Consider the following 22,973-nt stretch of genomic DNA (forward strand, 5'->3'; position numbering starts at 1 on the left):
TCTTTCATCGACCTCTGGCGTCCGGGATGAAACCCGGGCGCCATTCCTGTTTGAGCGTCATCGGACAACATCGTCACGAACGATTGCAGCCGACGGTCGGCGCCGCACGATGCACGATCAAGAAGCTCTCTGATCACCCTCGATCCGAAGCCCAGAACGACGCGTCAGCCATCTCGGAACGCCATCCAATGTTGGTCCGGCACGAAAAATTAAGGTTACTGAATTAAGACGAAAGGGTCAGCCCGGCGCAGTGACGGCCCGGTGCGTGAGGACGACGACGATGCGTATCGCGACCCTGGCTCTTCTGACTTCCGTTCTGGTATCGCCGGCTTTCGCTGCCGACCTCGACTACGGCGTGCTGCGCGGCGCCGACGATGATTATGTGGCGCCGGCTCCGCTGGTGGACTGGAGCGGGTTCTATGTCGGCGGGCACGGGGGCTACACGTCGGCAGCCCTCGGCTTCAACAACGCTTTTCAATCGATCGTCGCGAACGCGCTCCGGAACACCGTCGCGGAATCCGAGATGGGCGCGTCTCAGTATCTCGCCGCGCGTGCCACCCATTCCGGCGGAGCCAGCTACGGCGTGTTTGCCGGCGTCAACTATCAGTTCGAAGATGTCGTAGCGGGTCTCGAAGCCGATTACACCTACTTCGGCCGGGGTGGAGACACCTTCGATCAAATTGGCCGTTCGACGATCACGAAGGACGAGTTTCTCACCACCGTCCGTCTGACCGGTCAAGCCAGCACGAAGATCCAAGACTATGGGACGATCAGAGGCCGGCTTGGCTACGCCTTCGGCAACCTGCTCCCCTTCTTCACAGGTGGCATGGCCCTCGGTCGCGCGACTGTGAGTGACACGGTTACCGTTCAGAACTTCGGCTACAACAATACAACTTTTGCCTCCAATCAGACAGGCGCGACGAAGTCATTCATCAACAACTACGGCTACTCGGTCTTCTACCAAGATAACCCACCCGGCAGCATCCCGGCGCCCGGCACAGTCCACGGAACAACGAAGAAGGTTACCGTCGTCGGCCTCGCCGTCGGTGGCGGCCTCGAATACGCCATCACGCCGAATTTCCTGCTGCGCGGCGAGTATCAATACGTCTTGTTCAACGATTTCCAGGGCCACAAGGCCGAGCTGAACACCGTCCGCGGTGGCGCCGCCATCAAGTTCTGACACGATTGAACGCGAGAGCTCCCATGCGCCATCTGCTTCCGCTCTGCGCTCTCAGTCTTGCCGGTTTCGCCGCTGCACCCGCATCTGTGGAGGCCGGTCAGTTTCATCGACGCGCGGCACCGAACCCGGCCATCACGACACTCCCGCCGGGGATGCCCTACCGCGATCCGCGTCCGCGCTTTCGCGCGCCGCCAGTCGAGAGGTTTGCCGTCCGGGCCTACGTGCCGCGGCCCACCAACCAGCCGATGTTCAACGAGCCGCCGCAGCCGCTGCGCTGATGCCGGCTCAGCTGTCGAGCTCGCTGTCCCAGTAGAGATAGTCGAGCCAGGTGTGGTGATACTGGCGGTGGTCGAATTCCGGCTGGCGGCGGTGCAGCTCATGACGCGTGGGCCGGTGCGGCTCGTTGAGAAGGGGCATCTCCGCCTCGTCCGGCGTGCGGTTGGCCTTGCGCAGGTTACAGGGTGAGCAGGCCGCCACGACGTTTTCCCAGGTGGAGAGGCCGCCGCGAGAGCGGGGCACGACGTGGTCGAAGGTCAGACCGCCCGAGGGAAGGCGCAGGCCGCAATATTGGCAGCTGAAGGTGTCGCGCAGGTAGATATTGTAGCGCGTAAAGGCCGGGCTGCGAGCCAGCGCCACATAACTCTTGAGGGCAACCACGCTCGGCACCTTGAGGGACCGGCTGGGACTGTGCGCCTCGATGTCGTAGTTCGCGACCAAAGTGACGCGATCGAGGAACAAGGCCGTGAATGCGTCCTTCCAGGACCACAACGACAGCGGGTTATAGGAAAGCGGCCGGTAATCCGCGTTGAGCACCAGGGTCTGCAGATCGATCATCGACGCCACTCACTGCTCGTGACGGCGCCCCGCGGGCGCCTCGGCCTTGGACGCTGAAGGTCCGAAGGGCCATGCCGTGCTCGCGACAGCTGGAGCCTAGGGGACGCCTCGGAACCGGGCCGGAGGGCATGGCGCCCCGGCACGGTCGCGAGTCTCCGATCCGTCGCGCGCTCTCGCACTAGATCCGCAGCCAGAACGCGATGCGCTCCGGCGGGACGGCGGAAGTGAATGAATCTGGGTGGATTTTGACGCGGACAACTCCCCCGACCGGCGAGTCGTGCCGGTTCGAGCCGAAGCGGGGCGGGGCGGACGATCAGCGCCGCCTCCTCGCTGCGTGAGGATATGGCCAAGTCCATCGCGGCTTAGTGTAATATCAGCGTGACAAGCTTGTGAAGGCGCGCGGAGGGTCCGTGACGTCGCGGTCGCCGATTTTCCTGGGAAACAGGATTTCCGGCGCCCTCGACCGCATCCTTTCGCCCCATTACGCGGGCACACACCGTGCATCAGTGCGGCTTTGTGCGTTGCGAAAAGTTTCGTGCGTCGCCCCTCGGCGAGCCTGGCTGAGGCTCTAGCTCGGGGGCACCACAAGGCAGGAAGTTTCGATGCGGCGCATCTGGGCCGGCGGTCACGTCGGCATCCGCACCCACGGCAACACGGCTGCCCAAGCGTTGCGGACACGACCCGAGCCGTTCCTCCCGCAAAGGATGACAATGCTACGACGCTCCCTTCTCACCCGTTTCCGACATCGGGTTCGTGGCACGGCCCTGATCGCGGTGCTGGCCGCGACCGCCGCCCTCCCGAACGCGGCGGTGGGGCAGGGGAGTCCGCCGGCCGCTCAAGCACCGGCGGCAAAACAGCCGAACGCGGCCCCGATATCAGCGAACGGCCAGCCGGCTCAGGCGAATGGGCAAGCCGCACCGGCTGCCAAACCAGCGGCGCCCAAGGCGCCCGTCTCAGAAGCGCTGCAGACGCTCCGCGACCGGCTCGATACCATCAAGGCCGATCTCGAGACGCGTGAGAAGGCCATCACCGGGCCGAATGTCGGCGCAGGCGATCTGACTCGCGCCCGCGACGGTCTTGACCCGCTCGCCGACCGGCTGCGGTCGGTGATCGAGCTGCTGGGGCCGCGGCTGGACGCCGCCCGCGAGCGTCTCACGCAGATCGGGCCGAAGCCGAAGGAAGGGGAGGAGAGCGAGGAGGTTGCCCGCGAGCGCGCGGAGCGCGAGCAGGCGGTCAACGACATCGACGGCACGCAGCGGCTGGCCAAATCGCTGCTGGTGCAGAGCGACCAGATCGTCGATCAGATCTCGAATCGCCGCCGGGCCGCCTTCACCCGCGGCCTGTTCGAGCGCAGCTCGTCGCTGCTGAGCCCCGATCTGTGGATGCGGGTCGGTGCGGACATCCCGCGGGACATCAGCTCGCTGCGCAGCGGTTTCGACGACACCGTCTCCCTGTTCCGCCGCAATGCCAGCCTGTGGAACCTGCTGATCCTCGGCCTTGCCTTCGGCCTGTCCTTCGCCCTTTATTTCGGTCGCCGCAACATCGCTCCGGCACTCGGGCGCCGGGACATCAACGTCACCACGCCCTCGAAGCGCGCCAAGCTTCTCGGTGCATGGCGCGTGCTCCTGCTCGGAACCGTTCCGGCTCTCGCGGGTAGCTACGCGGTCTACTACGCCCTCGACGTGACCGAGTTGCTGCCCGCGCGCTTCCTGCCGGTCGCCAGCACCATCCTCGGCGGCATCGCCTTCATCGCCTTCGTCGAGGCGACGGCCGACGCCTTGCTTGCCGTCAACAAGCCTGCGTGGCGTCCCGCACCGGTCTCAGATGCTGCCGCGTGGCGCATCACCGCGCTGGCCGTCAGCATCGCCGTCGTCATCACGGTGTCGAAATCGACGGAGGCGCTCAACTCGGCGATTTACGCCGCATTGCCGATCTCGATCGCGACCCGCGGCGTCGGCGCCATCACCGCGGCGCTGCTGCTCGCCATCGGCCTCCATCGCTTCGCCGACACGGCGGAGAAGGAGGAGGAGTGTTTCGGCCCTTATGTCGGCACCGAGACCTCGTCCAACATCGGCGGGCCGCTGCGGCTGCTCGGGTGGGTCGCGGTCGCCGTGATCGCGGCGGCCCCGCTGGTGGGCTACGTCGCCCTCTCGGCCTTCCTGGTCGATCAGTTGATCTGGACCGCCAGCATCCTCGTCCTGCTCTGGCTGCTGGTCGTCAGTGCCGATGTGCTCATCGGCGGCTCTCTGTGCGACGACACCCGCATCGCGACGACGCTCCAGGCCAATACCGGCCTGCGCAAGCGCTCGCTCAATCAGATCGCGGTGCTGACGACGGGCTTCGCCCGCGTTCTGCTGATCGCGGCCGCCGCGCTCCTCGCGCTGGCGCCCTGGGGGCTCGACTCGACGGACATCTTCTCCTCGATCCGCACGGCCTTCTTCGGCTTCAAGGTCGGCGACGTCACGATCTCGCTCTCGGCGATCGCCTTCGGCATCGGCATCCTTGTGCTCGGCGTGTTCATCACCCGCGGCGTGCAGCGCTGGCTGGAGAGCACCTACCTGCCGGCGACCGATCTCGATGCAGGCTTGCGCAACTCGATCTCGACGGTGGCCGGCTATGTCGGCTTCCTGCTCGCCCTGGCGCTGGCCTTCTCGTATCTCGGCTTGAGCTTGGAGAAGCTCACCATCGTCGCCGGCGCGCTCTCGGTCGGTATCGGTTTCGGCCTGCAATCCATCGTCAACAACTTCGTCTCGGGCCTGCTGCTGCTCTGGGAGCGTCCGATCCGCGTCGGCGATCAGGTGCTGATCGGTGACAGCGAGGGCATCGTGCGGCGCATCTCCGTGCGCTCCACCGAGATCCAGACCTTCGATCGCTCGGCCGTCATCGTGCCGAACTCGAACCTGATCTCGGGCATCGTGAAGAACCGCGTGCGTGGCGACCGCACCGGCCGGGTCATCATCTCGGTCAACGTTCTGCGCAGCAAGGATCCGGTGGAGGCTGCCGAGATGATGGTCGCCTGCGCCAAGGCGCATCCGGACGTGCTCAAGGAGCCGGCGCCGCGGGTGGTGTTCAAGAAGATCGGCGATCCCTTTCTCGAGTTCGAGCTGATCGCCATGGTGATCGACGTCAATCTCGGCCAGAAGGTGCAGAGCGACCTGAACTTCTCGGTGTTCAAGACCCTCTCCGACGCCGAGTTCATCCCGCCGATGGGGCCGGCTTCGAGCTTCATCACCGTGCAGGGCCTGGAGCCGGTGCGCGATGCGCTCGGTCAGATTGCCCATGCGGTCGGTAGCCCGGCGGCACATGTGTTGGCGCCCCTGGCGACGTCTCGTCCGGACGGCGAAGAAAAAGCGTCGGCCGGGGCGGATGAACCCTCTTCGTCCGACCCGCGCGAGGCGACTCGCCGGCCTGGAAGCGGGTCGCAGGACGTGAACCTGCGACGCCACGGATAGGACGAGATGTAGCGAGGCAAGATCGCCGCCGGCCCTGAGGATATCGGGGCTGGCGGCAGCGTTACACTTGAGTTTCCTGCGGTCAGGGCCCACCTCAACCGTCTGCTCACGGGAAACCCGCTGTCGTGCTCCGACGTCAGACCCTTCTTGCCGCGCCCGCGGCGCTCGCCCTCGTGACCCTGCTCCAGGGCTGCGCGGGGCAGGTCGTGCCCGAGGCGACGGGCCTGCCGAGCATGTATCTGCCGCTCACCACCGGCAGCACTGCCGTCGATACGGTAGCGGCTCGGGACATGATCTCGGCCTATCGCCGCAACAACGGCGCCGCGCCGCTCGTCATCGATCCGGAATTGCAGAGACTGGCCGAGACCGAGGCTGCCGCCATGGCCGCCTCAGATCGGCCGAGCAAGAGCCAGACGGTGCGCGCCGCGGTGGCCCGCCTCGGCTACGACGGCGCGGATGCCAACCTCTCGGCGGGCTACCACACGCTCGCGGAAGCCTTCTCAGGGTGGCGCGATAGCCCTCCTCACCGGGCCGTCATGCTCGCGCCGGAGGCCAAGCGCATGGGCATCGCCACGGCCTATGCACCGGGCTCCAAGTACAAGGTCTACTGGGCGCTGCTGGTGGCCAAATAGAGTGCCTCACAAAACTCCCGGTCACGGACCGTTCCCGCTCTGGCAATGAAAGCGCGGCGGGAGTTTTGAGAGAGACACTTAGCCGTCAGGGCACGACCTTGCCGTTCGGCGTCGGCGGCGCCTCGGAGAGAAGCGTCACCGTCACCCGGCGGTTGGCCGCGAGATAGGGATTGTCGGGAAACATCGGTTCGGTATCCGCTTTGCCCGTCACCGAGGCGAAGCGATCGTCGGGCAGTCCGGCATTGGCCAGAACGTCGCGCACACTCAGTGCGCGGTTGGCCGAGAGCTCCCAGGGCGGGGCGGTGTCGCGGGTGCCGGGACGGGTCGCTGCGGTGAAGCCGGTCACGGCGATGCGGTTCGGCAGCTTCATCAGCGTCGGCGCCAGCCGCTCCAGCAGGCGCCGGGTGCGATCGTTGGGGCGGCTCGACCCTTCCGGGAACATCGAGCGGCCGTCCTGATCAACGATCGAGACGTCGAGCCCCTTCCGAGTCGGCGCGATGATGACGTTCTTCGACAGCTCCGCCACCTCGGGCATGTCCTGCATCGCCTGCCGCAGGGAGGCGGCGGCCTGCCCGAAGGCATCCGGATAGCCTCGGTCGGGAACGCCGTCGTCGAGGCCACTGTCGATCTGCGGCGGCGTCGTGCGGTCGGTGGCGCGCTCGGGCGGCACGTCGCGCAGATGCTTGAACTTGTCCGCCGTTGGGATTCCTTCGCTTTCCAGGATGCCCGCGAATTTCGATTCCTTGTTCACACCGAAGGCGTCGCGCATCGAGCCAGCGACGACCTGGAGCTTCTTCTGGTCCTGGGTCGAGTAGGCGGCGATCATGACGAAGAAGCTCATCAGGAGCGCCATCAGGTCGGCGAAGGTCACGAACCAGCCGTGACCACCATGGGCGCCGCCGCGCTTCTTCTTGGCCACCGCTTACGCTCCCGTCACGCCGCTTCCGCGGCGAGATCCTCGCGGTGGTGCGCGGGCAGGTAGGCGATCAGCATCTCCCGCACCAGCGAGGGGCTCTTCTGATCGCGGATCAGCAGGATGCCGTCGATGATGAGGGAGCGCGACACGTCCTCCTCCTCGAGCTTCACGTGCAGCTTGTCGGCAATCGGCAGGGTGACCATGTTGGCGATCAGCGCGCCGTAGAGCGTCGCGAGCAGGGCGGTCGCCATGGCGGGGCCGAGCTTCGACGGGTCGGACATGTTGGCGAACATCGTCACCATGCCAAGGATGGTGCCGATCATGCCCCAGGCGGGGGCGCAGTCGCCGAAGGCGCGATAGATCTTCGAGCCCTCGTCGAGATGCATCAGGAAGTTGTCGCGGTCGCGCTCCATCGTGTCGCGGATGAAGTCGCGGTCGTACCCGTCGGCGATGTAGCGTGCGCCCTGCGCCAGGAACGGATCGGAGATCTCCATGTTCTCGAGGGCGATTGGGCCGGATTTGCGCACCACGTCGGCGATCTTGGTGATCTCTTCGATCAGTTCATGCGGTTTCACCGAGCGCATGGTGAAGGCGTAGCGCAGGCCCATCGGCAGGCCGTGCAGCATGGTCGAGAACGGAAAGCGGATCATCGTCGCGGCGACGGCGCCGCCGAAGATGACGATTACGGCGTGCTTGTCGAAATAGGCTGCGAAGTTGCCGCCATCGATCATGATGAGCGTGAAGACGACGCCGACGCCGCCGACGAGCCCGATACCGGTTGCGAGATCCATGACGCCGATGCCCGAAGCCCGGCCGATCCTCCGGGCCGTGCCCAAGTTCTAAAAAAACAGGCTGAAGGAACGGTAAAGGGGCTTGGTGGAAACGGCCATTCCCCGTCATGTGCCGTTCAGGGGCAGCGAGCGATAAGCCCCCGTGCCGATTGACCGAAGGGCCCTGCGCGGAGAACCGCAGGATCTCGGTGAGGCGGCGCCGGGACGTTCCGGTTCCAACGTCGAGATCCCCACGGCCTGTGGCCGATGGGGCGGGGAGCGAAAGCACGATGTCGATGATTCGCCTCTATGCGCGGGTGCTCGGCCTGCTGGGAGCGGAGAAGCGGTTGGCCGCCGGCCTGATCGCGGCCAACGTTGCACTGGCGGTCGCAGCCTTCGCCGAGCCGTTGATCATGGGCCGCATCATCGACGGCCTGACTCACCTGTCCAAGGATACGCCCGCGAGCACGCTCGCACCCTGGATCGTCGCCTGGGTGGTGTTCGGCCTGTTCACCATCGGCGCGGGTGTCGCGATCGCCCTGCATTCCGACCGGCTCGCCCACCGCAACCGGCTCTCCACCATGGCGAACTTCTTTGAGCACGTGCTCGAACTGCCGATCGCCTTCCACTCGTCCAACCATTCGGGCCGTGTGCTGAAGGCGATGCTCGAAGGCACCAACGCCATGGCCTGGGTCTGGCTCAACTTCTTCCGCGAGCACTTCGCCGCTCTGCTTTCCGTCGGCGTGCTGCTGCCGATGACGCTGTTCGTGAACTGGAGGCTCGGCGCGATCCTCGTCGTCCTCGTTCTCGCCTTCACGGCTCTCGCGAGCTACGTCCTGCGCCGGACCGAGACGCTCCAGGGCGAGGTCGAGCAGTTCCAGTCGGGGCTGGCCGCCCACGCTTCTGACGCGCTCGGCAACGTCGCGGTGATCCAGTCCTTCACCCGCGCGCGCGCCGAGAAAGAAGCGATGCGCGACATCATCCACGACCTGCTCCGGGTTCAGATCCCGGTCCTGTCGTGGTGGGCGCTGGCGAACGTCGCCACCCGCGCCTCCGGCACGCTGACCATGACGGCGATCTTCATCACCGGCATCGCCCTGCACCAGAAGGGTGCGGCCACGGTCGGCGAGATCGTCGCCTTCATGAGCCTCGCCACCATGCTGGTGACCAAGCTCGACCACGTCGTGACCTTCGTGAACGGCGTGTTCATGCAGGCGCCGAAGATGCGCGAGTTCTTCGAGGTGGTCGACACCGTGCCGACCGTCCGCGACCGGCCGCAGGCCAAGCAGGTCGCCCGGTTCGAGGGCGAGGTGACCTTCGACGATGTCGCCTTCTCCTACGACGGTCGCCGCAGCGCGCTCGACGGCGTGTCCTTCGCGGCACGTCCCGGCGAGACCGTGGCGCTCGTCGGCACCACGGGCTCGGGCAAGTCCACCACGCTGGGCCTGCTGCACCGGACCTTCGATCCGGATGCCGGCGCCATCCGCATCGACGGCATCGACATCCGCGACATCGGCCTCTCCAGCCTGCGCCACAATATCGGTGTCGTGTTCCAGGAGCCGATGCTGTTCAACCGCTCGATCCGCGAGAACCTTCAGGTCGGCCGTCCCGACGCGACCGATGCCGAGATGCTCGACGCCCTCGAGCGCGCCCAGGCCAGCGAGTTCATGGCGCGTCAACCTGACGGGCTCGACACGATCATCGGCGAGCGCGGCCGGTCGCTCTCCGGTGGTGAGCGTCAGCGCCTCTCGATCGCGCGGGCGCTCCTCAAGAACCCGCCGATGCTGATCCTCGACGAGGCCACCAGTGCCCTCGACGCGGCGACCGAGCGCAAGCTGCAGCAGGCACTGGAGACGGTGATGGAGGGGCGCACCACCTTCGTGATCGCCCACCGCCTCGCCACGATCCGCAACGCCGACCGCATTCTCGTCTTCGAGAACGGAAAGATCGTCGAGGCCGGCAACTTCGATGAACTCGTCGCCCTCAACCAGCGCTTCGCGGCGCTCGCCCGGGCCCAGTTCATGGCGGCCGAGACCGAGGAAGACCTGCCACTCGCCGCCTGAGGGGAGCCTTGAAGGAGACCCGGTTCCCTGGAGCCGGGCTCCGGACACGCTGCTCTGCCGGCCGGTCCGCCGAAGCGACACCGAACCGGGAATCGGATGCCGCTCCCGAGTACGGCGCGAGATCGGATGCGGCTCAGATCATGGCCGGCCGTGAGCCCGCGTGGGGACGCGGGGCGGCTCCACGGAGACCGGCGCCTGAATGGCGTCGAAGGCGGTCTCATCGAGGTTCAGAACCGGCAAGGCCCCAAGATCGACGACGGGCGCGTTGGCCGGTTTCGACACCGGCATGATCGGCGCGGCCGCGACAAAAGGGGCAGGGTGCGGCTCAGGAGAGAGCCCGGCAGCGGATGATGGAAGGGACGCCTCGAGCGTCAGTGGTGGTTCGCCGGCCGGTGCAGCCTGCGGCGCCTGCGCGGCACTGACAGCGCGGTCCGGTTGAACGACTTCCTGAACAGGTTCAGCGATCGCCACCGAGACGGCCTGCTCCACAACGGCAACACCCATGCGGATCTGTGACGCGACCGCCCAGGTCGTGACGAGCGAGAGGCCGACCAATCCCATACACAGAGCCAAAACGGGCCGGCGGCGCCGGTCCAGAGGCTTCAGCGGGCCGAGCTGTATGCGGCTCCGCCGCAGGGCGAAGCGCGGTCGATAGGCACGAGGCCAAGCATCCAACGCGGCCGCACCTTCGGCTGATACCATCGAGGTACTCCGGTTTCGTCGAGGATGGGCCGTTCATACACGGGCAAGATCCACGTCGAAACTGGGGCGGCGAAGTTCGAGGACGGGAGCTCAGGCCTCGGCCGCTTCGCGATCAACGTACCACGTCACCCGCCCCGCACTCCGGACTTGGCGCGCCGGCAGGTCCTCGCCGTCGGCGAGGCGCCGCAACGGTTCGCGCTTGCTCGCGCCGTTGACGAGGAAGAGCACGGACCGCGATGAAGCCAGGGCCGGGAAGGTCAGGGTGATGCGCGGCACGAACGGCTCCATTCCTGCCTCAGGCACCGGCGCAACCCAGGCCTCGCGCTCGGCCAGCGCCGGCTTTCCCGGGAACAGCGAGGCGGTGTGCCCGTCGTTGCCGAGTCCAAGGAGCACGAGATCGAAGAGCGGTCGGTTCGGGTCGAACCGATCGCTGCCGTAAAACTCCTGCAGCGTTCTCTCGTAGGCTCGAGCGCCTGCCTCGACGCCCAGGTCGGAGGGAATGAAGTGCAGATGCGTTGCCGGTACCGGAGCCGCATGGCCGAAGGCGTCACGGACCACGCGCACATTGCTCAGGGAATCGTCCCACGGCACGACGCGGTCATCGCCGAAGAACCAGTGGATGCGTGACCACGGCACCCGTTCGACGAAACCGGGCGAGGCCAGCAGCGCGTAGAGCCGCTTCGGGGTCGAGCCGCCGGACAGGCAGACCGCCACGCGCTCGCTCCCGGCGCGCTCGGTCATCGCCAGCAGATGCTCGGCCGCCGCCCGAGCCATCGCCTCCGCATCGGCCATCAGCTCGGTGTTTGCGGGAAGCGGGATCATGGGGCGGGCCCCCGGCGCGGAGGTTCCTTGTGGCCACCGAAGCCCTGGCGCATCGCCGAGAGCAGTTTGTCGGCGTAGCTATCGTCCTCGCGAGAGCGGAAGCGGCGGTAAAGGGCGCTGGAGAGAACCGTGGCCGGCACGGCCTCCTCGATCGCAGCGTTGATGGTCCACCGGCCCTCGCCCGAATCCTCGACGTAGCCCGAGAATCCTTCGAGACGCTCATCGCCGGCCAAGGCCGCGGCGGTGAGATCGAGGAGCCAGGACGAGACGACGCTGCCCCGCCGCCAGACCTCGGCGATGTCGCCGAGATTGAGATCGAAGCGACGCGCCTCCGGGATCTCAGGGGAATTGGCGTGGCGTAGAATGTCGAACCCTTCGGCATAGGCCTGCATCAGGCCGTACTCGATGCCGTTATGGATCATCTTCACGAAGTGGCCGGCCCCGCTCGGCCCCGCGTGGATGTAGCCCTGCTCGGCGCGCGGATCGCGGCCGTCGCGGCCGGGGGTACGCGGGATCTCGCCGATACCCGGTGCCAACGTGCGGAAGATCGGGTCGAGCCGGTCGACGGCTTGCCTGTGGCCGCCGATCATCATGCAATAGCCGCGCTCTAGCCCCCAGACGCCGCCGGAGGTGCCGACATCGACGTAGTGGATGCCCTTGGCATCGAGATCGTGGGCCCGGCGCACATCGTCCTGATAGAACGAGTTGCCGCCATCGATGATGCAGTCGTCGGCGCTCAAAAGACCGCCGAGTGCGGTCACCGTCTCCTCGGTGATGTGGCCAGCCGGCAGCATCACCCAGGCCGTGCGGGGCGCTTCCAGCTTCGCAACGAGATCCTCCAGGCTCGACGCCGCGGCCGCGCCCTCGGCGGCCAGAGCCTCGACCACCTTCGGATCGCGGTCGTAGACGACTGCCGTGTGGCCGTCGCGCAGGAGACGGCGGACGATGTTGCCGCCCATCCGGCCGAGGCCGATCATGCCGAGTTGCATACGGTCGCACTCCCCATCGGGCGCATCAGTGTCCGCCGCGCGATCCATCACGGATCACAGACCGAGTGGTTCGGAGCGGCGACTGCACCCGCCAATGGTAGGGCGTAAAAACCGGAATCAAGGCTTGGGTGGAGTCACTCCCGAGGCCGGCACCGGGGCGGGCATGGCATCCACCCGCTTCTCGGGGTTCTTGACCTGGCTGTAGGCGACGTTGCCGAACGAGCCGATCGTCGCCGACCAGGGCAGCGGCTCCGCCTCCCGGTCGCTTCGGTTCGCCTTGCAGAATGCCGAGAGCAACCCATTCACGACGGCGTCGTCGCCAGCCTCGGGTGTGGCCGCCTTCACCTTCGGCGCGGCGCGGGCGAGGACCGGCACGAAGTCGTTCGGCTTCAGCCCCTTCAACGCGTCGCCGCCGACGGCCCGCTCGATCTCGGCCTTCAGTCCTTCATCCTCGATGGTCGAGCAGGCCGCGTTGCCGGCCATCATCGTCTTGATCTTCTGCCGAGCGGTCGCGACCACGCCGGTCTCGGAGACCACCGGGGCCTTGTTGCCCCAGGAGTTGCGAATGTAGTCGGTGACGTTCTTGATCTGCTCGTCGCTCATCTCCTGGCCGATGGCCGGCATCGGCGCGTAGCCGCTCTGGGCGGCGAGCCCGCCAACGATCACGTTGATGATCGTCTCGGGGCCGCCGGATTGGATCGAGGTGTTGCCGGCCAATGCGGGGATCGCGCCTTCGACGCCCTTGCCGTCCGGCCGGTGGCAGGAGGAGCAGTAGGTCAGGTAGGTGTCCGCCCCCGGCGCCCCCGGCTGGTTGAAGGCCTGGAGATCCTTCTCCTTGTAGGTCTGCCTGGCGGGGATCGTTCGCAGGTAGACGACCATCGCCTTCAGGTCGGCGTCGGTCATCTTGGAAAGCGACTCTTCGATGGTCTGGCGCATCGGACCCGCGGCCACACCCGGACGGTTGCCCGGCGCGGTACCGGTCTTGAGATAGGAGACGACCTCCGCGTCACTCCAGGCGCCGATGCCCTGGTGCCCATCCGGCGTGATGTTCGGTGCGTACCAGCCGTCGATGACACCGCCGCCGAACCGTCCGGCAAGGCTGGAATTGCCGACGAGCTTGCGCTCGTTGTGGCACATGCCGCAATGGCCGAGACCCTCGACGAGATATCCGCCGCGGTTCACCTCCACGCTCGCGTTCGGATCGGGCTTGTACCGCTCGGCGGTGAAGAAGGCGGTGCGCCACGTGATCAGGGCAGTGCGGACATTGAAGGGGAAGGGGATCTCGTTCTCCTCCCGCTTCTCTGCCACCGGCGGCAGCGACTTCAGGTAAGCGAAGATCGCCCTCGTGTCCTCATCGGAGACCTTGGTGTACCAACCGAACGGGAAGGCCGGGTAGAGATATTCGCCCGCGTCGCCGATGCCGTGACGGAACGCCTTCTCGAAGGTCTCGTAGCTCCACTTGCCGATGCCCGTCTCGTCGTCCGGCGTGAGATTGGGCGTCTTGATCGCCCCGATCGGCGTGTCGAGCTTGTAGTTGCCGGCCATGAACTTGCCGCCGGGCTTGGTGTGGCAAGCCGTACAGTCGCCCGCCGTCACCAGATATTCACCGCGCTTGACGAGGTCGGCATCGGCCTCCTGCGCACGGGCCGTGCCGGCCGACAGGAGGGCGGCTACGGCGAGCCAACCGGAGCCCAGGGCAGTGAGGCGCGTCATGAACCCGATCTCCGATGTTGAAGAGCCCCGGTAAGAATTGTTCTAAGTCATCGGTGAGCGCGCACCGAAGGTTCGTCACTCTCGGTTGTTCCAAGCCGCTTTGTCACAGTCCGCCGTGGGGCCGGATCGTCTTGGCGGAAGCGGATCGCCAGTTCGGCGAGGTGCGCCGCGAGGGCGACGACCAGCCAAGCCGCGATGCCGGGCCATACCGTGCCGACGAGCGCCGCCCGAAGAGCCAGCATCAGCGCGGCGCCGGAGGCGAGATTGCTCAGGAGCGTCATCGGCGCCGGGCCGCGGCCCCAGCGCGCCCGCGCGCCGAGCAGCACCAGCGCCTCGATCGCGACCAGCAGGAGGATCCCATCGACGATGCGCCCGGAGACGAAGAGCGGGGCGAAGACCTCGGCCATCGCTCACGTGCTCCCGAAGCGCGGATTCAGCCGGACGATGGTGAGGTTGAGGCACGCGGCCACGCTCACCCAGGCGAGATAGGGAAGGTTGAGCATGGCCGCCGGCATCGAGACTTGGCCGACGGTGAACATCACGGCGAGGATTGAGAGCCAGAGCAGCAACACTTCGACTAAGGCCCAATCAGGCCGGCGCAGGCGGAAGAAGATCACGCTCCAGGCGATGTTGAGCACGCCGTTGACGGCGAAGACCGCGACGAACCGGGTTCGCGCTGCAGCGTCGGGATCGGCGTTCCAGGCGATGACCGCCGAGGCGGTGGTGAGGGCGAAGATCACGGTCCAGATCGGACCGAAGGCCCAGTCCGGCGGCTTCCAGCCGGGAACGCGCAGGCGGTGATACCAAGAATCGGTCCGGGTCGCGACGCCGCCGGCCACGGCGACGGCGAGCGCGATGAGGCCGGCGGCGACGGGCGGCCCCCAGCCGCCGGCCAGTAGACCGGTCACGGCGAGACCCAGCGGAACAGGTGCGCGAGATCCTTGAAGAAGATCCGCGCATGGGCCGCCGGCTTCGCGCGCACCAGCTCCTTGTTCATGTAGGCGTCCCAGGTGAGTTGCTGGACGTCCCGATCCTTGCACATCGCGACGAAGCGCTCGCGCAGGGCGTCGCTGCGGTACCAGACCCACTGCATCATCCCGAGGATCCAGAAGACGCGTCCGTGCAGCCGCATGAACCGCTTGCGCGCGCCGGCCAGCGCGCGGGCGTCGCCCGTGGCGAGGAAGACTTTGGCCGCTTCGGCCGCGAGGCGTCCGCCGAGCATCGCGTAGTAGATGCCCTCGCCGGAAGCCGGCGCGACGACACCCGCCGCGTCGCCCGCGAGCAGCACGTCGCGGCCGTTGTCCCAGCGCCGCAGCGGCTTGAGCGGGAGCGGTGCGCCCTCTCGGCGGATCGTTTCGCAGGCGTCGAGGCCGGTGCTGGCGCGCAGGTCGCGGATCGCACCGCGCAGGGAAAAGCCCTTGCGGGCGCTGCCGGTGCCGACGCTGACGGTCTCGCCGTGGGGAAAGATCCAGGCGTAGAAGTCCGGTGAGAGGCGGCCCTGGTAATAGACGTCGCAGCGCGCCCCATCATGCGCGGCATTGGCGGGGCGGCGGACGATCTCGTGATAGGCGAAGACCTGCCGCATCCGGGCGTGTCCCGGAATCTCGGCCCGTCCGACCGTGGAGGTCGCCCCGTCGGCGCCGATGACGAGGCGGGCCTGGGCGTGATGTTCCTCGCCGCCCTTGCCGGAGCGGTAATGCACCGTGGCGAGACCCGGCCGGTCGCGGGAGATGCGCTCGAACAGCCCGTCGCGCAGCTCGGCCCCGGCGCGTGCCGCCCGCTGGCGCAGGTAGGGATCGAAATGCTCGCGATCGACCATGCCGACGAAGCCATCGCCGACCGGCATGTCGACGTGGCGGGCGCTCGGCGCGACCATCCGGGCACTGCGGATGCGGGCAACGAGGAGCCCGTCGGGAATCGCGAAGTCGCGGATCAGCCGCGGCGGGATCGCACCGCCGCAGGGCTTGATCCGCCCGGCCTTGTCGAGGAGCAGCACCCGGTGGCCGGTGGCCGCGAGATCGGCGGCCGCCGTCGCTCCCGACGGGCCGCCGCCCACCACCACGACGTCGAAAGTCTCGGAACCGTCGTGGTCTGCCATGGCGCTACCTCGCCTCGAAGCCGGGATTAAGCTGAAAGGAGGCCGTCTCGGTCAGCGGGTTCTGCCGACGACCGACGGTGACGTGCTCGACGCTGAGGCTGATCAGCAGGGCGACGAGGAACAGGACGCCTTCGAGCGCGAACACCGCGGCGTAGGCGTAGACGGGTTCCGACGCGACGAGGCGAGCGAGGTCAACCGCCAGCGTGCCGAGGAAGCCGCCCACGCCGAAGGCGACGCCCTGTGCCGCGCCCCAGACGCCCATGCGGGTGCCGCGCTCGGCCTCGCCGCCGCGGCCGGCCAGCGCCATCATCGAGCCGATCGCCGCCACGGCATAGACGCCGTTGCCGAAGCCGAGCCCCGCCACCGCCGCCCGCAACGGGAAATCCGGCCCGACCGGTCCGCCGGCGGCAATCGTCCCGAGTGCCAGCGCCGAGAGCGCGCAGCCGATGGCCGTCCAGAGCTTGAGCGAACCCAGCACCGGCCCGCCGATGAACACGGTGATGCCCGCCACGAACAGCATGCCGGCGAGCACGCCGCCGTGCTGGAGACCCGCGAGCGTGGTCGTCGCTCCCGGCGTCATCGCGAAGACGAGGCCGGCATAGGGTTCGAGGATCAGCTCCTGCGCGCTGTAGGCGAGCATCGAGACGAAGATGAACAGGGTGAAGCGCCGCGCGGCGGGTTCCGCCAGCACCTGTGCCAGCACGGCCCTGAACGGCGGCTTCGTGTCGTTCCGGCCGGCATTAACTTCCGGGCGGCGCGGCTCGATGCCGGCAACCGCCAGCAGAGCCACGGTGAACGCGATGAGCGAGACGCTGCCCGAGACGGCGACGAGCCGGGTGCCGGAAAACGGGTCGAGGAAGTGACCCGCGAGCGGCGCGGTGACGGCGAAGCCGGCGATCATCATCACCCAGACGATGGTCGCCGCCGCACCCCGGCGCCCGGCTTCCACCCCGGTCGCCAGCAGGACGAGCAGCGAGGTGCCCGCCGCGCCCGCGCCCATGCCGACGAGCAGGAACGACAGGACAGCGAGCGCCAGCCCGGCGGCGACGTGGGTCGCGGCCAGCGCCGTCGCCGCAGCGGCGCCGAAACCCCCGAGGCAGAGCGCGGCCATACCGCCGATGATCCACGGCGTGCGCCGCCCGCCGACATCCGAGCCGTAGCCCCAGCGGGGCCGCAGCACCTGCGTGGCGTAGTGCAGGGCGACGAGGCCGCCGGGCACGATCGCAGGTAGGGCCAGCTCTACAACCATGACCCGGTTGATGGTGGAGGTCATGAGGACCACGACCGCGCCGAGCGCGGTCTGGACGAGACCGAGCCGGACGATCTGGAGCCAGGAGAAAGATTGAGGGAAGAGGTGAGGGGAGGCGAGCGCTGCGCGGGTCATGGCGCGAGCCCTTGCACGAGCGGGCGCAGGGCGAAAGCCGAGACCAGCATGCCGAGGACGTAGAGCGTCGTGCCGGTGCCGTTGTACCAGGCGGCGCGGGCGCGGGGCGCTTTCAGGAAGTGCATCATCAGGGCGAGTTGCCCGGCGAGCAGGGCGCCGACCAGGGCGGCGTGCCAGGGGCGCTCCCAACCGAGAAGGAGCGCCACCACCGCCACCTGCGGCAGGGCCATGACGAGGCAGGCGAAGCGCGCCGCGCGATCGGAGCCGAGCTGTACCGGCAGCGAGCGCAGGCCCATGGCTCGGTCCCCCTCCACCGACTTGAAGTCGTTGAGGGTCATGATGCCGTGGGCGCCGACGGAGTAGAGCAGGGCAACGAGCAGCACCCGCCGGTCGGGCATCGAAGCGGCCATCACTGCCGCACCGGTGAACCAGGGCAGCCCCTCGTAACAGAGGGCCACCGCGGAATTGCCCCACCAGCCGTTGCGTTTCAGCCGGAGCGGCGGCGCGGAGTAGATCCAGGCCAGCACGAGCCCGAACAGGGCGGCGCAGAGAATCCAGGGTCCGAGCATCGCGGCGACGATCAACGACAGGATCGTCCAAGCGGCGGCGAGATAGAGCCCCCACCGGCCGGGAATGCGTCCTGACGGAATCGGGCGGTTCGGCTCGTTGATGGCGTCGACGTGGCGGTCGAACCAATCGTTGGTGGCCTGACTCGTGGCGCAGACGAGCGGCCCGGCCAAGATTACGCCCGCGGCGATGACGGGCCATTGCCCGGACGGCGCCTGGCCGGAGGAGATCACCCCGCAGCCGAAGGCCCACATCGGCGCGAACCATGTGATCGGCTTCAGAAGCTCGACGACGGCACTCGGTGCGGGCGTTGCCATCCCCGGAAGCTACCGGCGCCGGGAGACATGTGTCAACCGAGCTTTACACCCGGCTTGAACGAAATCGGATTTATGACGCAATGTTCGAAAATCAGCATTATAATACCGATTCCCGAGATTTACCCTAAGACATCAACTCAGGGTCGTCGGCATCGAGGTCGCCGACGCCGTAGCGTCGCATCTTGGCGTAGAGGCCCTGCCGGCTCAGACCCAGCATCTCCGCGGCCGAAGCGCGGTTGTCGCGGGTGATTCGCAGCGCCGCCTCGATGCACAGCTTCTCGATGAGGTCGGTCGTCTCGCGCACGAGTGCCTTCATCGAGACGCGGCCCACCAATTCCGTCATCTGCTCGACCGAGCGGGGCAGGTCGTGCGCTCCGCCGCCCGCATGAACCGGGGCCGCCCGGCGCGGCGTCGCGCGGACGGTGAAGCCGAAGCACGGTTGCTCGGCGTGAGAGGTGGCCACGGCGGCGACCTCGACCTCCTCCGTCGAGCCGTACTGGCCGCGCATCACGGTCGGGAAATGGCGCACCGAGCCGTGATCGCGCAGCAGCGCGAACAGCGCGAGCGCCTCGGTCTCTTCGCGGCCGAGCCAAGTGTCCAGGGTTCGTCCGCGCACCTGTTCCTCGGTGGCATGCTGGCTGAGGTCGAGGAAGGCGGGGTTTGCGGTGAGGATGCGACGCGAGGAATCGGTGACGACGAAGCCTTCCGGCATCCGCTGGATCACGTCGAGCGCACCGCCTCCGGCGGCGACGCGCTCGGGCGTCACCGGAGTCAGGGGCGCAAGCCGCACCAGGACCGAGGTCGCGCCCTCTCCACGGAACAGGGAAGCGGAGACGCGCACGTCGCCCCGGCCGCCGGTCAATGGCAGGATAAGATCCGCCGCCTGCCCCGTGACGCGCAGGCCGGCGAACAGGGTCTGCAACTCCCTCAGGCTTCCCGCATCGAACAGATCGGCTGCGTCCTGGCCGATCACGCGTTTCTGCGGACGACCGAGCAGCCGCATCGCCGCCGGGTTGATCTCCGTCACGCGCCGCGTGCGCGCATCGACCACCAGCACGGGCTCGCCCGAGAGCTGGAACAGGAGCTTGTAGCGGGTCTCGGCCGTGCGCAGGCGATCGTAATCCCGCTCCAGCGCCTGCTGGGTCTCGGCCAGACGCCGCTGGAGCGCGGCCATCGCCCGAAGATCCTGGCCGATCACGATGATCGGTCCGTCCATCTGCGGCCGGAGCGTAGCGTAGCGGATCGGCAGGTCTGTGCCGGTTGGGGAAGGGTGGTTGACCTGCCGCCAGCGGGTCATGGTGCCGGGCGCCGCATCGCGCAGCAGCGCATCGATCTTCGGCCGGCTCTCGATGGTCACGGTGTCGATCCAGGGCCGTCCGAGCCAGGATTCGATGCCTTGGCCCTCGAAGTCGGCGCGGCCTGCAACGGTGTCGCGGATGATGCCGCGATCATCAACCACAAGGGAGAGATCGGAGGTCGCGGCAATCAGTAGCCCGGCCGCCTCGCCATCGAGGAGACCGGCTGCCTGTTGCAGCGCCGGGGAAGGGCGCCAGGGAGAAGGGCTCGCCAAGCTGCTCAAGGTCAACACTTCTTGATGGCGCGGAAAGCGCCCTTATCAACAGGCTCGCGTCCGCATTTCAAGCAAGCTTTCTGCGATCAGCGGTGCAAGCCGCCCATCTTCCGCAGTTCCGTCGGCGCCCACGAGGCTTACGTGATTCGGATTCCTAACAAAATAGGGGCCGCCGACCAGCACCTTGATCCTGGGATTGCGGGAGGCGCCGCGTAAGCTGTGGATCAGCTCCGGAAGGGTGGGCAGGAAGACGTCGCACGAAAGTGTCAGCCCGACGACATCGAACCACTCCGATCGGACCAACTCGTCGCGATCGCGATCCGATCGGACGCTCATCGTCGTCACGTCCCACCCTGATTCTCGGAAGATCGTTGCCACGAGCGAGAGGGAGAAGACGTGCGTCTCGCCCGGGCACGGCAGCAGAAGGATGCTGCGCTCGGGCGGACCGTCGGTCTCGCCCTCGAGCCTTGCACACAGCTCGTGTGCGGCCGCCTGAAGTCGGCCGAGCGCCACGGACACATCGACGAAATCACAGGCGTCCTCTTCCCAGAGTTGTCCCAGATGCCGGGCCATGGGGGCGAGAAGTTCGACGAGCACGCTCTCGAGCGACAGCCCCTCGTCGAGAAAGTTCAGGAGATGGTGGGCGAGATCGGCATCGGTGCGCGTGAGCAGCAATTCGCAGAGGCGCTGAACTTCCTCCGGCGTCGGCCGGCGATTCGAGACCGATATCCGAGGTCGCGTCTGGCTTTGGTGGGCCAACATGAGCCTGGGAAGTATCTCAGCCTCGACGAGGCTCGCCAGTTGACGGCGCATCCCCGAATCGTCCGGCTGATGCGCCGAGCTCGACCCTGCCCGTGATTCCACCAGGACGCTACAATCCGGCATCCCCGCAGGGAGTTCGAAGCGTTCGCCCAGATGCCTCCACTCACCCATAGGCGTCTCCCTGAGGAAGCGGCTCGGCGGGGCGATGCGCATTTTAGTGCACTTCGTGACGCCGGAAGCAACGGACGCGTGTAACCTAACGATACGCTTCCTCTCGCCCTTGGCAACCCCGCAGAGAACAAGGCGCGAACAACATGTAAGATATAACAACCGTCAACCTGGATTGACACTTTCGAGCGACGGAGCCTACGCTCATCCTCAATCGAGGCCCTGCGGAGTCGGGGTCGGGACAATGAGCGAGGGCGGACGCCATGCGTGAGCGCCAAGGCCAACAGAGAGCGCTCTACACGCCCGCCGAGCGTCAGCGGCGCGACGGCTCGCCCTGGACCCTGGTGCAGGGGGTGCTGGCTCCGCTGCAGTTCCTCGTCTTTCTGGCGAGTCTCGGCCTCGTGCTGCGCACGCTCGCGACGGGGGAGGGGGCGGAGATCGCCAGCGCCTCCGTCGTCGCCAAGACCCTCGTCCTCTACGCGATCATGGTGACGGGCTCGATCTGGGAGAAGGTCGTGTTCGGCCGCTACCTCTTCGCCCCAGCCTTCTTCTGGGAAGACGTGTTCAGCATGCTCGTGCTGGCACTGCACACGGCCTATCTCGCCGCGCTCGGCTTTGGCTGGCTCGACACGCCCGGATTGCTCGTCCTCGCGCTCGCCGCCTACGCCGCCTACCTCATCAATGCCGGCCAGTTCCTCCTGAAGCTCCGGGCGGCGCGGCTCGAAGCGCCGGCCTCCCTCGCACTCGCGGGAGGGATCGCCCGGTGAACGCGCACGCGCCCGTTTCCTCAGGAGAGTGCGGAGTCGCCGTCCGCGCCGAGCACGGCCAGCGGGCGGTGTTCTGCGGCCTGACCGGCATCGTCTGGCTTCACCGGAAGATCCAGGACGCGTTCTTCCTCGTCGTCGGCTCTCGCACCTGCGCCCACCTGATCCAGTCGGCGGCGGGCGTGATGATCTTCGCCGAGCCGCGCTTCGCCACCGCCATCATCGACGAGCGAGACCTTGCCGGCCTCGCCGACATGAACGAGGAACTCGACCGGGTGGTGACGCGGCTGATCGAGCGGCGGCCGGACATCCGGCTGCTGTTCCTCGTCGGCTCCTGTCCCTCCGAGGTGATCAAGCTCGACCTGTCGCGGGCGGCCCTGCGGCTGTCGCAGCGGTTGGCACCGGGCGTGCGGGTGCTGAACTATTCCGGCTCAGGCATCGAGACGACCTTCACGCAGGGCGAGGATGCCTGCCTCGCTTCCCTGGTGCCGGAACTGCCCGAGGCGGCGGCGACGGAGGAACTCCTCGTCGTCGGCGCGCTCGCCGACGTGGTCGAGGATCAGTTCAGCCGTCTGTTCTCCGATCTCGGCATCGCCGCACGCTTCCTGCCGGCACGGCGGGCCGGCCAGATGCCGGCGGTTGGGCGCGGCACGCGCTTTCTCCTCGCCCAGCCCTTCCTCGCCGACACCGCGCGGGCCTTGGAGGAGCGCGGGGCCCGGCGCATCGCCGCCCCGTTCCCGCTCGGCGCAGAGGGCACGACCGCGTGGCTTGGCGCGGCGTCCGAAGCGTTCGGCGTCGATCCCGGCCGCTTCGAGGCGGTGACGGCGCCGGGCCTGCGCCGTGCACGTCAGGCGCTGGCCGCGCACGCCGAACAGCTCGCCGGCAAGCGGGTGTTCTTCTTCCCCGATTCGCAGCTCGAAGTGCCGCTCGCCCGCTTCCTGTCGCGGGAGATGGGCGCCGAGCTGATCGAGGTCGGCACGCCCTACCTCCACCGTTCTCACCTCGCCGCCGAGATCGAGTGGCTCCCCGCCGGCACCCCCGTGGTCGAGGGACAGAGCCTCGATGACGGGCTCGACCGCTGCCGGGCGGCCCGGCCGGACCTGACGGTGTGCGGCCTCGGCCTCGCCAACCCCCTGGAGGCGGAGGGGCTGACCACGAAGTGGTCGATCGAGCTGCTGTTCACGCCGATCCAGGGTTACGAGCAGGCGGGCGACCTCGCCGAGTTGTTCACGCGCCCGCTCCTTCGGCGCGCCCGGCTGGAGGTGTAGCG

At 67.6% G+C, this 22,973-nt stretch carries 21 protein-coding genes; 7 read left to right on the forward strand and 14 right to left on the reverse strand.

What is annotated here, in order from left to right; translation table 11 throughout:
* Positions 1-280 precede the first annotated feature (280 nt).
* Both FHU13_RS07720 and FHU13_RS07725 read left to right on the forward strand, forming a co-directional pair.
* Entirely contained in the window at positions 281-1,180 is a 900-nt protein-coding gene (locus tag FHU13_RS07720; RefSeq protein WP_183435281.1) for an outer membrane protein, read from the forward strand.
* Positions 1,181-1,203: 23 nt separating this feature from the next.
* Complete coding sequence (locus FHU13_RS07725; RefSeq protein ID WP_183435282.1) at positions 1,204-1,458, forward strand: hypothetical protein; 255 nt, start codon at positions 1,204-1,206, stop codon at positions 1,456-1,458.
* Between the two features lie 7 nt (positions 1,459-1,465).
* Here the strand turns inward: FHU13_RS07725 and FHU13_RS07730 are convergent, their stop codons facing one another.
* On the reverse strand, positions 1,466-2,014 hold the full coding sequence (locus tag FHU13_RS07730) for an HNH endonuclease (RefSeq protein WP_183435414.1): 549 nt from the start codon (positions 2,012-2,014) through the stop codon (positions 1,466-1,468).
* A gap of 710 nt (positions 2,015-2,724) precedes the next feature.
* Between FHU13_RS07730 and FHU13_RS07735 the strand changes: the two genes are divergently transcribed.
* Together FHU13_RS07735 and FHU13_RS07740 are read left to right on the forward strand one after the other, a co-directional pair.
* Positions 2,725-5,466, forward strand: coding sequence for a DUF3772 domain-containing protein (locus tag FHU13_RS07735; RefSeq protein ID WP_183435283.1), 2,742 nt, complete (start codon positions 2,725-2,727; stop codon positions 5,464-5,466).
* Positions 5,467-5,591: 125 nt separating this feature from the next.
* Positions 5,592-6,098, forward strand: coding sequence for a CAP domain-containing protein (locus FHU13_RS07740; protein ID WP_183435284.1), 507 nt, complete (start codon positions 5,592-5,594; stop codon positions 6,096-6,098).
* A gap of 85 nt (positions 6,099-6,183) precedes the next feature.
* Here the strand turns inward: FHU13_RS07740 and FHU13_RS07745 are convergent, their stop codons facing one another.
* Both FHU13_RS07745 and FHU13_RS07750 read right to left on the reverse strand, forming a co-directional pair.
* On the reverse strand, positions 6,184-7,017 hold the full coding sequence (locus FHU13_RS07745) for a flagellar motor protein MotB (RefSeq protein WP_183435285.1): 834 nt from the start codon (positions 7,015-7,017) through the stop codon (positions 6,184-6,186).
* Between the two features lie 14 nt (positions 7,018-7,031).
* Positions 7,032-7,805: a motility protein A gene (locus FHU13_RS07750; protein WP_183435286.1), complete on the reverse strand. Its 774-nt coding sequence runs from the start codon at positions 7,803-7,805 to the stop codon at positions 7,032-7,034.
* Positions 7,806-8,074: 269 nt separating this feature from the next.
* On the opposite strand from FHU13_RS07750, the gene FHU13_RS07755 reads away from it, so the two are divergent.
* Complete coding sequence (locus FHU13_RS07755; RefSeq protein ID WP_183435287.1) at positions 8,075-9,847, forward strand: glucan ABC transporter ATP-binding protein/ permease; 1,773 nt, start codon at positions 8,075-8,077, stop codon at positions 9,845-9,847.
* 138 nt (positions 9,848-9,985) lie between these two features.
* Here the strand turns inward: FHU13_RS07755 and FHU13_RS07760 are convergent, their stop codons facing one another.
* From FHU13_RS07760 to FHU13_RS07810, 11 genes are all read right to left on the reverse strand, one after another.
* Positions 9,986-10,408, reverse strand: a complete 423-nt coding sequence (locus FHU13_RS07760; RefSeq protein ID WP_246714542.1) for a hypothetical protein — start codon at positions 10,406-10,408, stop codon at positions 9,986-9,988.
* Positions 10,409-10,639: 231 nt separating this feature from the next.
* Complete coding sequence (gene pgl, locus FHU13_RS07765; RefSeq protein ID WP_183435289.1) at positions 10,640-11,371, reverse strand: 6-phosphogluconolactonase; 732 nt, start codon at positions 11,369-11,371, stop codon at positions 10,640-10,642.
* The gene (gnd, locus tag FHU13_RS07770) at positions 11,368-12,360 is read right to left on the reverse strand and encodes a phosphogluconate dehydrogenase (NAD(+)-dependent, decarboxylating) (RefSeq protein WP_183435290.1); all 993 of its coding nucleotides are present in this window, start codon (positions 12,358-12,360) and stop codon (positions 11,368-11,370) included. The genes pgl and gnd overlap by 4 nt, the downstream gene beginning before the upstream one ends.
* 117 nt (positions 12,361-12,477) lie before the next feature.
* The gene (locus FHU13_RS07775) at positions 12,478-14,073 is read right to left on the reverse strand and encodes a c-type cytochrome (protein ID WP_183435291.1); all 1,596 of its coding nucleotides are present in this window, start codon (positions 14,071-14,073) and stop codon (positions 12,478-12,480) included.
* A 47-nt stretch (positions 14,074-14,120) separates the two neighbouring features.
* Positions 14,121-14,480 (reverse strand): hypothetical protein, encoded by a 360-nt coding sequence (locus FHU13_RS07780; RefSeq protein ID WP_183435292.1) that lies wholly within the window; start codon positions 14,478-14,480, stop codon positions 14,121-14,123.
* A gap of 3 nt (positions 14,481-14,483) precedes the next feature.
* Positions 14,484-14,981 (reverse strand): TspO/MBR family protein, encoded by a 498-nt coding sequence (locus FHU13_RS07785; RefSeq protein WP_183435293.1) that lies wholly within the window; start codon positions 14,979-14,981, stop codon positions 14,484-14,486.
* Positions 14,978-16,171, reverse strand: coding sequence for a geranylgeranyl diphosphate reductase (locus FHU13_RS07790; RefSeq protein ID WP_183435294.1), 1,194 nt, complete (start codon positions 16,169-16,171; stop codon positions 14,978-14,980). Before FHU13_RS07790 ends, FHU13_RS07785 begins: the two co-directional genes overlap by 4 nt.
* A gap of 4 nt (positions 16,172-16,175) precedes the next feature.
* A complete protein-coding gene (locus FHU13_RS07795; RefSeq protein ID WP_183435295.1) occupies positions 16,176-17,555 on the reverse strand; it encodes a BCD family MFS transporter in 1,380 nt (459 codons plus the stop codon).
* Entirely contained in the window at positions 17,552-18,439 is an 888-nt protein-coding gene (gene chlG / locus FHU13_RS07800) for a chlorophyll synthase ChlG (RefSeq protein WP_183435296.1), read from the reverse strand. Before chlG ends, FHU13_RS07795 begins: the two co-directional genes overlap by 4 nt.
* A gap of 124 nt (positions 18,440-18,563) precedes the next feature.
* Positions 18,564-20,027, reverse strand: coding sequence for a transcriptional regulator PpsR (gene ppsR / locus FHU13_RS07805; RefSeq protein ID WP_183435297.1), 1,464 nt, complete (start codon positions 20,025-20,027; stop codon positions 18,564-18,566).
* A gap of 27 nt (positions 20,028-20,054) precedes the next feature.
* Entirely contained in the window at positions 20,055-20,942 is an 888-nt protein-coding gene (locus FHU13_RS07810; RefSeq protein ID WP_183435415.1) for a B12-binding domain-containing protein, read from the reverse strand.
* Between the two features lie 260 nt (positions 20,943-21,202).
* Here FHU13_RS07810 and bchF point away from each other — a divergent pair, with 260 nt between their 5' ends.
* Both bchF and FHU13_RS07820 read left to right on the forward strand, forming a co-directional pair.
* Entirely contained in the window at positions 21,203-21,706 is a 504-nt protein-coding gene (gene bchF / locus FHU13_RS07815) for a 2-vinyl bacteriochlorophyllide hydratase (protein ID WP_183435298.1), read from the forward strand.
* Positions 21,703-22,971 (forward strand): ferredoxin:protochlorophyllide reductase (ATP-dependent) subunit N, encoded by a 1,269-nt coding sequence (locus FHU13_RS07820; RefSeq protein WP_183435299.1) that lies wholly within the window; start codon positions 21,703-21,705, stop codon positions 22,969-22,971. Before bchF ends, FHU13_RS07820 begins: the two co-directional genes overlap by 4 nt.
* Positions 22,972-22,973: the final 2 nt, after the last annotated feature.

Source organism: Methylobacterium sp. R2-1, assembly GCF_014191355.1.
Taxonomy (GTDB): Bacteria; Pseudomonadota; Alphaproteobacteria; order Rhizobiales; family Beijerinckiaceae; genus Methylobacterium.

Coding starts and splice junctions, on each gene's coding strand:
- FHU13_RS07795 (WP_183435295.1), bottom strand. CDS start 17,555: ATGACCCGCGCAGCGCTCGCCTCCCCTCACCTCTTCCCTCAATCTTTC.
- gnd (WP_183435290.1), bottom strand. CDS start 12,360: ATGCAACTCGGCATGATCGGCCTCGGCCGGATGGGCGGCAACATCGTC.
- FHU13_RS07730 (WP_183435414.1), bottom strand. CDS start 2,014: ATGATCGATCTGCAGACCCTGGTGCTCAACGCGGATTACCGGCCGCTT.
- pgl (WP_183435289.1), bottom strand. CDS start 11,371: ATGATCCCGCTTCCCGCAAACACCGAGCTGATGGCCGATGCGGAGGCG.
- FHU13_RS07725 (WP_183435282.1), top strand. CDS start 1,204: ATGCGCCATCTGCTTCCGCTCTGCGCTCTCAGTCTTGCCGGTTTCGCC.
- FHU13_RS07780 (WP_183435292.1), bottom strand. CDS start 14,480: ATGGCCGAGGTCTTCGCCCCGCTCTTCGTCTCCGGGCGCATCGTCGAT.
- FHU13_RS07735 (WP_183435283.1), top strand. CDS start 2,725: ATGCTACGACGCTCCCTTCTCACCCGTTTCCGACATCGGGTTCGTGGC.
- FHU13_RS07790 (WP_183435294.1), bottom strand. CDS start 16,171: ATGGCAGACCACGACGGTTCCGAGACTTTCGACGTCGTGGTGGTGGGC.
- FHU13_RS07760 (WP_246714542.1), bottom strand. CDS start 10,408: ATGGGATTGGTCGGCCTCTCGCTCGTCACGACCTGGGCGGTCGCGTCA.
- FHU13_RS07755 (WP_183435287.1), top strand. CDS start 8,075: ATGTCGATGATTCGCCTCTATGCGCGGGTGCTCGGCCTGCTGGGAGCG.
- bchF (WP_183435298.1), top strand. CDS start 21,203: ATGCGTGAGCGCCAAGGCCAACAGAGAGCGCTCTACACGCCCGCCGAG.
- FHU13_RS07750 (WP_183435286.1), bottom strand. CDS start 7,805: ATGGATCTCGCAACCGGTATCGGGCTCGTCGGCGGCGTCGGCGTCGTC.
- chlG (WP_183435296.1), bottom strand. CDS start 18,439: ATGGCAACGCCCGCACCGAGTGCCGTCGTCGAGCTTCTGAAGCCGATC.
- FHU13_RS07810 (WP_183435415.1), bottom strand. CDS start 20,942: ATGGGTGAGTGGAGGCATCTGGGCGAACGCTTCGAACTCCCTGCGGGG.
- FHU13_RS07720 (WP_183435281.1), top strand. CDS start 281: ATGCGTATCGCGACCCTGGCTCTTCTGACTTCCGTTCTGGTATCGCCG.
- FHU13_RS07775 (WP_183435291.1), bottom strand. CDS start 14,073: ATGACGCGCCTCACTGCCCTGGGCTCCGGTTGGCTCGCCGTAGCCGCC.